Consider the following 14,515-nt stretch of genomic DNA (forward strand, 5'->3'; position numbering starts at 1 on the left):
ATATGAAATATACAAAACTAGGTAAAACTAATATTGATATAAGTAGAATCTGCCTTGGAACTATGACTTGGGGGGCACAAAATACTCAGGATCAAGGTTTTGAACAAATGGATTATGCTCTCTCTCAAGGAGTTAATTTTTGGGATACTGCTGAGCTATATGCTGTTCCACCAACACCTGATACTTATGGTAAGACAGAAGAGATAATTGGTAACTGGTTTGCTTCTAGACAGAAAAGACAGGATGTTATATTAGCTACGAAATTCTCGCCTATTCCTTGGGCTAGAAATGAGAAAAATCCTCAGATAAATCGTGAAAATATTATTTCAGCTGTTGATAATAGTCTTAGAAGATTAAAGACAGACTATATCGATTTATATCAATTTCACTGGACTGTAAATCGACCGAACTATCATTTTGCAGATTGGTGGTCATTTGAACCAGCTCAGGGTGCTAATGCTAAACAACAAATACAAGATAATATTCTTGAAACACTTAAAGCATGTGATGAGTTAATCAAAGCTGGAAAGATTAGACATATTGGATTATCAAATGATTCAGCTTGGGGTCTAAATCAGTTTATTAACTTAGCAGAAGAACATAATCTACCAAGAATAGTTAGTTTACAAAATGAGTATAACTTACTTAGAAGAAGAGATGAAACTGATGTAATGGAGACTTGTGCTATTGAAGATATATCTTATCTAGCATGGTCACCACTACAAATGGGAATTTTAAGTGGTAAATACTTAGATGGTAATATCCCCGCTGGAAGTAGAATGTCTGATGAGGTTATGGGATCACCTGAGCAGAAAGCTCGATTTGCAACTAGACAAAATGCTACAGTTGACTTGTCTGTTGAAGAATATTTAGAAATCGCTAAGAAACATAATCTAGATGTTTGCCAAATGGCGATAGCTTTCACAATTAGAAAAGAATATATGAGCTCTAGTATAATTGGGGCAACTACTATGCAACAACTAAAGACTAATATTGATGCTATAAATCTTGATTTGTCAGCTGAAGTATTAGCAGATATCGAAAAAGTTAGAAGAAAATATCCAATACCGTTCTAATAAATAAATGAATAATAAATTAAGCAATAAAATACAAATATATTTTTTATTACTAATAATATTTTTTAGTGTTGTTGGTACGTCAATGCCTTATGCTATTTTTGCTCCTTTATTTATTAATGATGATAGTTTATTTTCTTTCTCTTCTAGAGATATTCTAAATATAGGTTTAGGATTTACCTTAGCTGCATACCCTCTTGGTCAGTTTATAGGTGCTCCGATAATTGGAAAATTCTCTGATAGATATGGTCGTAAAAAAGTATTAACAAATACGCTTATCTTTGCAGCTATAGGATATTTCCTATCTTTTATTGCTATACTCAAAGGTAGCATATTACTATTAGTAATAACGAGATTCTTAACTGGAATTTTTGAAGCTAATTATGCTGTGGCTCAAGCATATATTGTAGATATCACAACTAATAAACAAAAAGACTTAGGGATATTATCTGCTACAGTCTCCTTAGGGTATGTGCTTGGACCTATTTTAGGTGCTATATTTTGCAATTCAAATATAGTATCTTGGTTTGATTATGAGACTCCTTTTATCTTTGCATCTTTCATATCAGTTGCATTGGTAGTATTAGTTAAATATAAACTTACAGAAACGGTTTCTGAAATATCTCATGAAAAATTTAATTTATTAAGTGAATTTAGAATTTTCAAGAATTTATCAAAAGTAGCAAATAATCTCACAATAAGACACCTACTATTGAGTAGCACTTTTTTATCATTATCAATTATGACATACTACGAGTTTTATCCAATAATATTAGCTAGTAATTGGAATATGGATGCTCTTCCTATTGCGATATTAACAGCTGTTTATAGTATAAGTCTCTGTCTTGGAGTTATATATGTCCCTTCTTTTTTAAATAAAAGATTTGCAACTAAGAAAAGCCTATATGTTGTATTTTTTATTATGATTCTTGGCTATATGTTACTAATTTCAAGTAACTTATATTTGGTTATTCTACAATTTGTTATTTTAGGGGTTGCTTATGGTACTGCTAATAATCTACAACTTGTTATGCTTTCTGATGCTACTCCAAATAATAAACAAGGTGAAATATTAGGTTTTCGCACATCTCTTGCAATGCTTGGTAATGCTTTAATATGTATATTTGGAGGATTTATAATCATATTTTCTGTTAATCTTACGGCTGTAATAAGTATTATTTTTATATTATTAAGTATTCTAGGAATATTTTTTTTAAGAAAAAAAGTGTAAATAAATGTCCAAAAAAATCTTCCTAATCTTAATATGGTTAAGTGCAGTAGCATTTTATATGTATACTCGCATGATAAATACTTCACTTTCAGCATTTTCTATACCATTGATAAATCAATATGGATTTTCTAGTATTGACATTGCTTTTGCTATATCAATATACAGCATCGCAATGCTAATTATGAAAATACCTGTTGGAGTTATTGTTGATAGATATGGTATTGATATCCCTGTAATGATTGCGATGACAATAGTTCTAGTTGGAACTATAATTTTTGCGTTTCCTACTAACTCAACGACTCTACTGACTTCACGATTTATTATAGGTGTCGGAACAGCTTTTGCTATGATGAGTGCTTATAGACTAACAAGTATTATTCTTAGTAAGCGTCTATTTGCAATTGCGACAGGTTTTATTTATTTCTTTGGCTCGTTAGCAGTTTCTATTTCAGGAGCGCCACTAAATTATGCTGTTAAGCAATATAATTATACTTACATAGTTGTGACATTAGCAGGTATTATGCTTGTTATATTGATGCTCTACTCTATTAGCAGATTTAAATATGGTAGGATTCCTAGAAGCGATGATATCAAATCATTTAGTGATTATTTTGCTGGTATTAAAGATATTTTCAAAGATAGACAAATAATCTTTACGATACTTTATGCTAGTCTTTTTACTTGTGTCTTTTTCAACACTATTGGCTATTGGGGAAATACTATCTTATTAAATACTAAGCTAGCTAGCCAACAAGCTGGTTTAATAGGTAATAGTATTGCATCACTTGCTTCTGGTATTGCTTCAATCGTTGTTGGTCTAATTATTGCTACTCAATTTCTCAAAAGAAGTCATATTTTTATTTTTACATCACTAACTAGTATTTCAGTTATTATGATCTTTTATACCAACATCAGTAATATTTATATACTTAGTTTGGCTGCATTGTTTTTTGGTATTGGTTTTGGTTTTACAGGTATAGTTTTTGATACTGCAAATAAACGTAAGCAAAGTTATCTTGTCAGTATATTATATCACTATTATTTTTGGTTGAATATATCTTAAATAGCATTATTAATCCACTAGCTGCGTATATCCAAAAAGCTACCGTAGATTATGGTTTTGCTACTTTTTTGAGTTATAAAATAGCTTATGGTTTATTCTTGGGATTATTGATTATTGCTAATATTTTAAGCTTTTATATAAAACCTCAAAAAATATAATCAAAGAGCTAAAAAACTCTTTAAAGTTAATAAACCGTATTCGGTCAAATATGCTTCTGGATGATATTGAACACCAAAAATATTTGCATTTCGATGAGCAAAAGACATAATTTCATCATTCTCGGTTGAGGCTAAAGTAATCAAAGGCTCTTTAATATCATTAACAGTTAAAGAATGATAACGTGTTACAGCAAATTTCAGTGGATGATCTTTATATAATGCTGATGATTGAAGTTGTTTAATCTCAGAGAGTTTACCATGGTATATTTGTTTAGCTTTTATGATTTTTGCTCCATAATATTGAGCAATAAGCTGATGACCTAAACATATTCCTAACAAAGGCAAATTATTTTGCTGACAATACTCAATGATTGGATAGATATTTTTAAGCTCATCTGGATGACCTGGTCCTGGACCAATAATAATATGAGAATATTGCTCAATATTATCAATTTGCTCATCAGTTTTTACCATTGATACTTGATAGCCAAGATAAGTTATATAATCAACAATCGTACTACTAAATGAATCATAATGATCGATATATAAAACCATTTCAAATCTCCAGATACGCTGGTATTAAGCCTCTGACACTATTGATAAGATATACTTTATCAGCAGTTTTTAGATCATCAAAACTTAGGCTTTTGGATTGCAGTTTGCCTTGAGAAATTAAAGATTTTCTTGCAACACCAGCCAAGACACCATCTTCTAATTTTGGCGTGTAAAGTTTATCATTTTTCTCAATAACTATATTATGAAACCTAGTTTCAGTAATATTATCTTTTTCATTTAAATAGATAAGCTCACAATTATCTTCATGAATGTATTTGTGATGCATTTGAGTATAAAAGCCTCGTGTCGAACTATGTGTAGTTTTGTGCTGAAATAATTTATTCGCTGAATTTATTTTCTCAGGGCAGATTTTTAGTTTAATAGCTTGTTGATCTGTAGTATTAATTTCAGTATGCTCGATATTTATAGACTTATCATAATGATATTCTAGTCGGATTTTATATTCTTTATCATCAGTTAATTGCTCTACATAGTCATATAGTTGATCTCTAATCTTGCAAATATCGATATCAAAAAATAACTGTCTAGCAGAGTCCCCAAGCCTATCAAAATGTAACTCTAAATTTCTAAATTTATTATGGTAATAAATACTCTCAATTAAGCAAAAATCTGGTTGGTAAATTTGTCGTATAAAGTTTATCTTAGTATTCATTTCTTGCCATTCTGACAGTGCATCTGAATAAACAGTAATACCACCACCCACGCCAATTTGTAAGTTATCATGATATTGTTGAATCGTGCGAATAGCAACATTAAAGCACATATCATTATTTGGCATAATATATCCAATACTTCCAGTATAGACTCCCCTTTTACCTTTTTCTATTTGTTTGATTAGTTCCATAGTTCGTTTTTTAGGAGCTCCTGTAATCGAACCACAAGGAAATAAGCCATCTAAAAGCTTTCGAAAGGATATCTGCTCATCTACTTTTGCTGAGATTTGTGAAGTCATTTGTAATAGATTTTTGTATTTCTCTATTGAGAAAAGTTTATCTACATTAACTGTATGAGTTTTTGCAATAGCGGATAAATCATTACGCAAAAGATCAACAATTATTAAGTTCTCTGCCCTATTCTTATCACATGATGATAATTCTTGATATATCTTTTGACCTTCTAAGTCATTATCAGTCAGCTTTGCTGTACCTTTCATTGGTTTGACAAGTAAATTATCAGCTTCTTTTTTAAAGAAAAGCTCAGGTGAAATTGATATTATATCTGGGTTTAAAAATGGTAAATATGCAGCATATTTAACTGATTGTTGTTGTTTGAGCTTATTGTACAACTCATAGCTAGTAAGCTTTGTAGTAGCTAAGATATTTTTAGTTAAATTAATCTGATAGCTTTCACCATTAATAAGTGCTTGTTGAACTTCATCAAAGCTTCTTTGATAATCTGCAAAATGAAGACTATCTATCATTAGACCTATATTTTTATCTGAAACTATATTCTTGGGGATTTCATTTGAATAATTACTAAAAGCGACAAAATGAAGTAATTTACCATCATCAAAATCGCATAAATCATAAAGATTATTATTAAGATAATAACTAGCTTCATAACTTAAATACCCAACTAGATATGAGCCTTGTTGCTGCAGTTCTTCCAATTGCCCAAAAGCTAACTCAAGTGATTCTTTATCGTTAGCTATAACTTCTGCAACTGGATTGTAAAAATAGTAGCTTTGCTTATTCATTAAAGTATCTTCAAGAATTGCAAATTGTGGTAATTGGATATTACTCATGATTAATCATTTCTTTTAGTTTTTTTCTATCAGTTTTACCAGTTGTAGTAGTTGGAATTTCATCAATATAAATAATTCCATCTAATTTTTTGTATTCAGCTACATAATTACTCAACTGGTTATTTATAAACTCTAAAGAGTACTGCTCAGATGCCACCAAATATGCCCAAACAGTTTCCCCCCATATTTTATCTTTTTTAGATGTAACTATGCAATCATCAATATTTAGTATTTTCAAAACCGCTGCTTCTAACTCAATTGGAGATATATTTGAGCCGCATTTTATAATTATATCTTTATAGCGTCCATAAAAACTAAGCTCATGGCTTTGAGAATCGAAACTACCTATATCTCCTGTTTCTAACCACTCAGTTTTAATATTTAGAGGTAGCATATTATTTTTGATGAAGATTTTACCATAGTCACTATTTTCAAATTTAACTATTTTTACTTGAGTATCTGCAAAAACTTTAACTTTATTAACTGTATTGGCAGATATATTTTGACCATATCCAAAAACCTCTGTCATACCTAAACCATTTAGCAATGGTATACCAAGTTTATTTTCAACTTGATTTGCTAAACTTTCGCTAACTATATCACCAGCAACACTTAGATAGCATAAATTATTGTTACTATGAATATTTTGCTCTAACAAAAAATGATACATTGTTGGTAACAGTGCTAAAGCAGTTACATTATTTTGGTTAATAATCTCTGCTATTAATTTTGCATCAAATTCACGGATAATCGTTATATTTAAACCCATAGCTAATGCTGGTAAGATTTGATAAGAAAAAGCAAAAGCATGATTTATTGACAATGCTACTAATAAGTGGTCATTTTGTTTAAGACCTAAATCATTAATTCTATCATTAGCATAATTGATTATTTGATTAATATCATGAAAATGCTTTTGATAAAATCCTGTTGTCCCAGAACTTACATGCACTGTTAGAGATCTAGCATAAATCGAATAATCTTGCGTATATTCAAGACTTTCAAAAAATGATGTCGGATTTTCTATATATAATTTATTTACTTCAAGACTAGATATTTTATCTGTGATAAATAAACTATCACCTTCAATTATCGCTGCTAGCTCATTATCAACCAATCTTGGATTGATTGGCACAAAAATATCTATATCTGCTATCCAACTAGCTATATATAAGCTTACAGATAATGGCGAGTTTTTGAGATTTGAGTATATTTTTTTAGAACCGAATGACTCTAAAAACCTAGCTAAACTATATGATTTTTGCAAAATTTCATAATAGCTATATTTAGTATTATCAAAATATATATAAGTATCTTTACCATATTTTTCTATATTTGCTAAAAAATCTCTAAGTTGATACATATTTGCGGGCAATAAGTTATATAAGCATTTGCCAATATGATATATTAAATAACAAAATTTACTCTAATTTATCTAACAAAATGAAACAATCTCTGTTTTTATCTAATATGGAAATATATGTAAGTCTTGGCTGCTCTGAAGAGGAAAGATCTCACAAGCAAATGATAACTCTAGACTTAGAACTTGAGTTTAGCCAAAACTATAGCGCAAGTAATTCTGATAATCTTGAAGAAACTATTTGCTATTATACTCTTAGAAATAACATTCAACACTTTTGTGATAACATTAGCTGTAATCTTATAGAGTACTTAGCTAAGCAAATTTATCTGTTTATTGGAGAAAAACATAGAGATATAACAATCAAATACTTGAAACTTAACAAAAAGCCCCCAGTTTCACAGATAGGCTCTGCTTCTTTTATTATTAGGAATTAATGTGCAATATATTATAGGGATTGGAACAAATATTGGTTTCACTATCGAGAATGTTCATCTTGCGTTAGATGCTCTAGCATCACACCAAAACATAAGAATTATTAGAAAAGCTAGCTTATATAGTAGTAAAGCATTACTCAAAGAAAATGCCCCAAAAGAATGGGATATTACATTTTTAAATACCGCTGTAAAAATTAGCACCTCTCTCAAACCTCAAGATTTGTTGATAGTTTTAAAAGATATAGAAGAAAAAATTGGTAGAGATTTAGATGCTCCAATTTGGTCTCCTAGGCTTATTGATTTAGATATACTATCAGCTGAGGATTTAGTAGTAGATACAGCTAAACTTACAATCCCTCACAAAGAATTAATAAACCGTAGCTTTGCTCTAGCTCCATTACTAGAACTATCCAAAGGTTGGCACCATCCAAAATATGTTGAATGGAATCTAAGCCTAAGACTAAAAGAGCTAGAACCAATTGAAAAACTTAATCAAACACTATCAAATACAATGCGCATGGGTATAGTTAACTTATCAGATCAGTCTTTTTCAGACGGAGATTTTGATGATACTCAGCGTAAATCAAATTTTATTGAGCTAATAAATAATGGTGCTGAAATTATTGATATTGGTGCTGAATCAACCAAGCCTAATGCTACTACTACTAGTGTAGATGAAGAGTTTAATAAATTAGATGATTTCTTAGAATATCTTAAAGAACAACTTAATGATTTGAATTATAAACCTCTTGTAAGTATTGATACACGTAGATTTGAAGTCATGAGTAAAATCTTAGAAAAACATCATGATATCATCTGGATGATAAATGATGTTGAATGTAATGATATTGAGAAAAAAGTTCAACTTATAGCTAAATATAAAAAGAAATATGTAATAACTCATAATTTAGGCATCACAGATAGAAACCAGTATTTAGATAAAGAAAATGCTATAGCTAACGTATGTGAATTTATTGAAAACAAAAAACAAATTCTCCTAAACCATGGTGTAGAGCAACAAAATATATATTTTGATGTAGGCTTTGGTTTTGGTAAAAAAACAGATACTGCAAAATACTTATTAGAAAATATTGTTAATATAAAACAAAAACTAAATCTAAAAGCACTAGTTGGACATTCACGTAAACCATCTGTATTAGGTATTCCTAAAGATAGTAACATCAGTACTTTAGATAGTGCCACAAGAGAACTTTCAAGAAAATTAGAAAAACTCAATATTGATATTATAAGAGTACATAAAATTTAGTAAGGAAAAATTATGCCATACCATCCAGCATTAGAGTCGCTATTAGATACTCCGGAAATAAGAAGAATAAAAAAATTAGATTTAAGAGATCAGCGTAAGATATTTGCAGATCTTTCAATAGCACAAATCAAGCGCCTACCTCACCCTGATATTATCGAAGAAGATATTAAGTTAGAAAATGATACTATATTAAGGCACTATAAACCTAAAAAAGCATCTGATAAAGCTGTACTTTTTATTCATGGTGGTGGTTGGTGTTTGAGCTCTATAGATACTTATGATCACGTATGTAGATACTTATGTGATCAAGGTAATTTAAATATTTTCTCATTAGAGTATGGCTTAGGTCCTGAAGATAAGTATCCTGCTGCTGTTAATCATGCGCTATATGCTTATGACTGGCTTTATGAAAATATTACTAAGTTTAATTTATCTACTGAAAATATCTTTGTAATGGGCGATAGTGCTGGTGGAAATCTTGTAACTATAATATGCCATGAACGTCAAGAAAATATGCCAAAAGCACAAATTTTGGTTTATCCTGCTGTTGATATGTATACTAAATATGACAGCAATACTAAATTTGATGAGTATAAATATCACCTAACTACCGAATGGTGCGAGCTATTTCTAAAAGGATATATAGGTGAAGACATAATGTCAGAGCCTAAAAAACTTAGACAACCTACAATATCTCCATTATTTTATAAAGATACGAAACAACCTGATACACTAATTGTAGCGGCTACTCATGATATCCTTATAGATGGGATTTATGCTTATGAAGAGAAGCTAAAACAACAAGGTACTTATGTTGAAACTCACTATGATGATGAAATGTATCATGGTTTTATTGGAGGACTTGGTGTAGTTCCATTTGAAAATCCTAAGATAGCTTTAGATAAAGTAATTGAGTTTATAAATAAACGATAGATATTGGTTAGATATATGATTCCAATTTTTAAAACTGATAAAAAATCTGGTGAGAAATCAGAAGAACTTATTAGAAAATTTAATGACTTACCTGCTTTTGTTGCAACTGGTGGTGAGATAGTTTTTGTTTCAAATGACTTTTTGGAAGTACATCTAAGATTTAATTTAACAGATAATACCAAAAACTATCATGGTACTGGTTTTGGTGGAGCTATATACTCATCATTAGATCCAATTTATCCATTACAGTTATGTAATATTCTTGGTGATGATTATGTGGTTTGGGATTTATCAGCTAATATAGATTATCTTAGACCTATTACGCATCATGTTTATGCAAGATTTCTACTATCACAAGAGATTATCAATAAAATAAAGCAAGATGTTATAACTAAGAATAAATCTGTAATTAGCTTACCTGTCTGCTATGAAGATACTGATAATAATATTTATGCTGAAGCAACCAAAACTATATATATTGCCGATCGAGAGTATTTCAATAATCGTAAAAAGTAGTTTAACTAAATGTATTTAATATAGATTGTCTTGTTGCGTTCTTTAACAACTCAATTTCTTGTTGTGTACTATTTAGTGGTGGTAGCCAGTAGATAGTATTTCCTAGTGGTCTTAATAATGCTCCTAATTTTATAGCTTCTCGATAGACATCTAAGCCAGCTCTTTTTTTATCAATATTTAAATCTGCTGCAATAATTGCTCCAATACCTCTGATATTTTTTATAATCGGTAATTGCTCTTGTAGTTCTAAAAATGATTCACAAAATTGTTTTTCAAGATCTTTAACATTGTTAAGTATATATTCTTCTTCAAATATATCCAATACTGCATTTGCTACTACAGCTCCTAAAACATTACCACTATGAGTATGTGAATGTAAAAAGGCTTTAGTTAACTGATCATCATAAAACATCTCATAATATTGATTTTTTGTCAAAACAATACTAAAAGGTATAATCCCAGAGGTTAATCCTTTTGATACACACAAAAAATCAGGCTTAATATCAAGATATTCATAAGCAAAAAATTTACCCAGTCGCCCTACTCCGGTCATTATCTCATCAAAAATAATATAAACATCATTTTCCTTACACCACCTACAAAGTCTATTTAAGTAATCTTTGCTATAAATCAACATACCTCCTGCACCTTGACAGATCGGCTCTACTATTAACGCATTAATAAATTCTTTGTGTTGCTCAAGATATTCCTGCGATTTATTCCAATACCCTTCAGCATCTGACCAGAGTGGATCACTTTTGCCACTAACATACGGAATATTTTTCAGTTTAAAACTATCAAATAATAATGGCTTATACGGATCAGAATATAAACCACAATCACTAACACTCATAGTTGCCAATGTCTCACCATGATATGAGTTTTCAAGACAAACAAACTTAGTTTTTTTAGTCTGATTTTGAAAGCTTCTAAGGTGTGTCGTCATTTTTAGGGCTATTTCTATAGCACAAGACCCATCACTTGCGTATAAAGTTTTATCCATAGCTGTCAAATTACAAATTCTTTGACTAAACCTATCTATTTCATCATTTGTAGTATTTGCAAATATCGTATGCTCATATTTATCTAGTTGTTTTTTAAGCTTATCTATTATGTATGGATGTCTATGTCCAAGAGATTTACACCACCAACTTGATGTAACATCAAAAAGCTTTCTATTATCTTTTGTGTAGATATACCTACCGTCTGTTTTAGAAACATTCATAGGAGGTGATTTTTCAAAGTCTTTCATTTGCGTGCATGGATGCCATATGTTTGAGCTATACATATTGTAAACCTTTTGTGAAATATTAAGTTGACATAAATTGTACACAAGATATAAAATACTTTACAACTTTAAAACAATTTTTTATAAAAAATGACATTAGAACAAATCAAAGAAATTTACTCAAGACCATTAACAGAATTAATTTTACAAGCCTTAGAAATTCACAACAAAAACTTTGGTAATGATATTGAGTTATGCTCTCTAAAAAGTATCAAAACTGGTACTTGCCCAGAAGACTGTAAATATTGTCCTCAAAGTGGCCATTACAATACTAGTATCGAAAAGCATAAACTATTAGATAAAGATAGTATATTGGCAGAAGCAAAAAATGCGAAAGATGCTGGATCCAAAAGATTCTGTATGGGTGCTGCTTGGAAGCACATTCCCAAAAAAGACTTTGATCAAGTAGCTGAGATCATCACTGAAGTCAAAAATCTTGGCTTAGAAACATGTGTAACTCTAGGAAGTATTAATTCTGATGAAGCAACTAAGCTAAAGCAAGCAGGACTGGATTACTACAATCATAATCTTGATACTTCAAGAGAATTTTATCCTGAAATAATTACCACACGCAAATTTGAAGAAAGAATTGAAACTATTCGAAATGTTGCTAACGCCGATATAAATGTCTGTTGTGGTGGTATATTGGGTATGGGCGAATCTCTAGATGATAGATTTAATTTATTACTTGAGCTATTACAATTACCCACTGCTCCAAAAAGTATCCCTATCAATACATTAATACCTGTCAAAGGAACTCCTCTAGGAGATAAGTATACAGATGCTCAAATTGATAGTTTTGAATTAGTAAGATTTATAGCAACTACAAGAATACTATTTCCACAAGCACGCTTGAGATTATCAGCAGGTAGAGAGAATATGTCTTTAGAGACTCAGACTCTATGTTTTCTTGCTGGCATCAACTCAATATTTTATGGTAATAAGCTATTAACAGAGAATAATGCTACTGTTAATTCTGATAATTTTTTATTAGCTAAGCTTGGTTTGGAATCAAATGTCGAATTATGTTAAACCTACAAGACAAATATACTCAATATCAAAAGGATAATTTATTAAGAGAGTTAACTCCTTTTGCAAAGGATGATTCTACTATTGATTTTACAACTAGCGATTATTTAGATCTATCATCAGCACACAATCTCAAAGATGCCATAGTAACTGGTTTTGATAAGTATGGTTTTGGAAGTAAGGGATCTAATATAGTCTGTGGTTACACCGATGAGACACAACAATTTGAATATGAGTTTGCAAAATTTGTTAACTATCCTAGAGCTATATTTTTTAGTTCAGGATTTATGGCAAATTTAGCAATTTATTCAACGCTATTTAGTAAACATGATAGTATCTTTGCAGATAAGTATATACATGCGTCTATTATTGATGGAATCAAACTTTCACAAGCTAAACTAAAAAGATATAAACATCAACAATTAGGTCACCTTCAAGATATATATGATGGCAAGAGCTTCACTACAACAGAAGGAATCTTTAGTACTTCAGGATCAATTACTCAACTTGATAAGCTTGCTAAAATCACACCAGAAAAGCTTATAGTTGATGAGGCTCATAGTTTTGGGATTTTAGGTAAAAATGGTCGTGGTGCGATCAACAGCTTTCAAATAAGTTATAAAAATTGTCCTATCTGTATTTTTCCTCTTGGTAAAGCATTTGGTGGAGTCGGTGCTGTAGTTTGTACTACAGAAGCAATTGCAGAATACCTAATACAATTTGCACGTAACTATATCTATACAACAGCATTACCACCAATGATATTAAAAGCTGCTTTGATACAACTAAAAAACCTTGAAAAGGCTAATGATAATCGAACAAAACTTCAACAAAATATCATTTTTTTTAATGGACTATGTGATGATAAAGATCTTAAACTAGTATCTAAAGATTTATCACCTATTAGAAGTATCCAACTAAATGATGCTAATCTTGCACTTAGATTAAAAGATAAACTCTTTGAAAATAAAATAATAGTGTCTTGTTTTAGATATCCTACAGTACCTAAAGATCAAGCTATATTGAGATTTTCACTACATAGTAATAATACCTTTGACCAAATTCATCAGGCTTTAGAAATTATCTCAAAAGAGGTCAAATATGAACATATATGATCAAGTTAAAAGTAACTTTGCAAAAGCTACAGATTACTCTAAAAACTCAACTATCCAAAATCAAGTACGCCAATCACTTTTAGAGCAGACACTAAACTATTCAAGACTAGTCAGCTACAATCATACTAATAATATTCTAAATCTAGGAGTACGCGACTTATCAGAGCCATTAGAACTTAATAGGATATTTTCAGCAAAGCAAATAGATGCTTGCGATATTGCTTTAACAAAAAACTCAAAATATACAAATATAAACACACTAAAACTTAATTTTGATACAGATCTACGTCTGCTTAAAAATAGCTATGATTTAATATTTTCAAATATGTCATTTCAATGGAGTCAAGACATAGAAATATTAATCAAGAATCTGGCAAAAAAATTAAATAATCGTGCAATTTTAGCTTTTAGCACTGTTTTAGATAACAATTTTCATCAGATAAAAGACATACTAAGAATAAATAAAATGCACAGTAGTTCTAGCATTTTAGAATTTATCAGAAAATCTGACTTAAACTGTCTACATCATGAAGATTTATATTTAGATATTAAATTCAATAACTTTAAAGAACTAACAAATCACCTAAAATCTACAGGAGTTAATACTTATACAGGAAACAATAATAAACCTAGCTTTTCAAATATCAAAAAGTTTCTTACAAATACTGACTGTATAAACCTTAGTTATCATATTGGTTTATTTATATGTTTTAAGGAGTAGT

The 14,515-nt window shown here is 30.1% G+C and carries 13 protein-coding genes and 1 pseudogene; 10 read left to right on the forward strand and 4 right to left on the reverse strand.

The window, feature by feature from the left end:
• Window positions 1-2 precede the first annotated feature (2 nt).
• The 3 genes and pseudogenes from F3D59_RS06655 to F3D59_RS06665 all read left to right on the forward strand — a co-directional run bounded on the left by F3D59_RS06655 (window position 3) and on the right by F3D59_RS06665 (window position 3,528).
• A complete protein-coding gene (locus F3D59_RS06655) occupies window positions 3-1,076 on the forward strand; it encodes an aldo/keto reductase (RefSeq protein WP_150464265.1) in 1,074 nt (357 codons plus the stop codon).
• Window positions 1,077-1,083: 7 nt separating this feature from the next.
• Window positions 1,084-2,307: an MFS transporter gene (locus tag F3D59_RS06660; RefSeq protein WP_150464266.1), complete on the forward strand. Its 1,224-nt coding sequence runs from the start codon at window positions 1,084-1,086 to the stop codon at window positions 2,305-2,307.
• A gap of 4 nt (window positions 2,308-2,311) precedes the next feature.
• Window positions 2,312-3,528: pseudogene (locus tag F3D59_RS06665) on the forward strand (MFS transporter).
• Here the strand turns inward: F3D59_RS06665 and F3D59_RS06670 are convergent.
• The 3 genes from F3D59_RS06670 to F3D59_RS06680 are packed head-to-tail and all read right to left on the reverse strand — an operon-like array spanning window position 3,529 to window position 7,211.
• Window positions 3,529-4,083: an anthranilate synthase component II gene (locus F3D59_RS06670; RefSeq protein ID WP_150464267.1), complete on the reverse strand. Its 555-nt coding sequence runs from the start codon at window positions 4,081-4,083 to the stop codon at window positions 3,529-3,531.
• Between the two features lies 1 nt (window position 4,084).
• Complete coding sequence (locus F3D59_RS06675; protein WP_150464268.1) at window positions 4,085-5,848, reverse strand: bifunctional chorismate-binding protein/class IV aminotransferase; 1,764 nt, start codon at window positions 5,846-5,848, stop codon at window positions 4,085-4,087.
• Window positions 5,841-7,211: a class I adenylate-forming enzyme family protein gene (locus F3D59_RS06680; RefSeq protein ID WP_150464269.1), complete on the reverse strand. Its 1,371-nt coding sequence runs from the start codon at window positions 7,209-7,211 to the stop codon at window positions 5,841-5,843. Before F3D59_RS06680 ends, F3D59_RS06675 begins: the two co-directional genes overlap by 8 nt.
• 80 nt (window positions 7,212-7,291) lie before the next feature.
• Here F3D59_RS06680 and F3D59_RS06685 point away from each other — a divergent pair, with 80 nt between their 5' ends.
• The 4 genes from F3D59_RS06685 to F3D59_RS06700 are packed head-to-tail and all read left to right on the forward strand — an operon-like array spanning window position 7,292 to window position 10,361.
• Window positions 7,292-7,645 (forward strand): dihydroneopterin aldolase, encoded by a 354-nt coding sequence (locus F3D59_RS06685; protein WP_150464270.1) that lies wholly within the window; start codon window positions 7,292-7,294, stop codon window positions 7,643-7,645.
• 1 nt (window position 7,646) lies between these two features.
• Window positions 7,647-8,912 (forward strand): dihydropteroate synthase, encoded by a 1,266-nt coding sequence (folP, locus tag F3D59_RS06690; RefSeq protein WP_150464271.1) that lies wholly within the window; start codon window positions 7,647-7,649, stop codon window positions 8,910-8,912.
• Between the two features lie 12 nt (window positions 8,913-8,924).
• Window positions 8,925-9,845 carry a pimeloyl-ACP methyl ester esterase BioJ gene (gene bioJ / locus F3D59_RS06695; protein WP_150464272.1) on the forward strand — a complete coding sequence of 307 codons (921 nt, stop codon included), beginning with the start codon at window positions 8,925-8,927 and terminating at the stop codon, window positions 9,843-9,845.
• A gap of 15 nt (window positions 9,846-9,860) precedes the next feature.
• Window positions 9,861-10,361 (forward strand): PaaI family thioesterase, encoded by a 501-nt coding sequence (locus tag F3D59_RS06700; protein ID WP_146421418.1) that lies wholly within the window; start codon window positions 9,861-9,863, stop codon window positions 10,359-10,361.
• A gap of 1 nt (window position 10,362) precedes the next feature.
• On the opposite strand, the gene bioA is transcribed toward F3D59_RS06700, so the two are convergent.
• Complete coding sequence (bioA, locus tag F3D59_RS06705) at window positions 10,363-11,649, reverse strand: adenosylmethionine--8-amino-7-oxononanoate transaminase (RefSeq protein WP_191092451.1); 1,287 nt, start codon at window positions 11,647-11,649, stop codon at window positions 10,363-10,365.
• Between the two features lie 90 nt (window positions 11,650-11,739).
• Here bioA and bioB point away from each other — a divergent pair, with 90 nt between their 5' ends.
• From bioB to F3D59_RS06720, 3 genes are read left to right on the forward strand one after another with little or no spacing between them, the layout of a single operon-like run.
• Window positions 11,740-12,681, forward strand: coding sequence for a biotin synthase BioB (gene bioB / locus F3D59_RS06710; RefSeq protein ID WP_150464274.1), 942 nt, complete (start codon window positions 11,740-11,742; stop codon window positions 12,679-12,681).
• Window positions 12,675-13,793 carry an aminotransferase class I/II-fold pyridoxal phosphate-dependent enzyme gene (locus F3D59_RS06715; RefSeq protein ID WP_150464275.1) on the forward strand — a complete coding sequence of 373 codons (1,119 nt, stop codon included), beginning with the start codon at window positions 12,675-12,677 and terminating at the stop codon, window positions 13,791-13,793. Before bioB ends, F3D59_RS06715 begins: the two co-directional genes overlap by 7 nt.
• Complete coding sequence (locus F3D59_RS06720) at window positions 13,780-14,514, forward strand: biotin synthase (protein ID WP_150464276.1); 735 nt, start codon at window positions 13,780-13,782, stop codon at window positions 14,512-14,514. The genes F3D59_RS06715 and F3D59_RS06720 overlap by 14 nt, the downstream gene beginning before the upstream one ends.
• Window position 14,515: the final 1 nt, after the last annotated feature.

The sequence above is a fragment of the Francisella sp. XLW-1 genome (genome assembly GCF_008711455.1).
Taxonomy (GTDB): Bacteria; Pseudomonadota; Gammaproteobacteria; order Francisellales; family Francisellaceae; genus Francisella; species Francisella salimarina.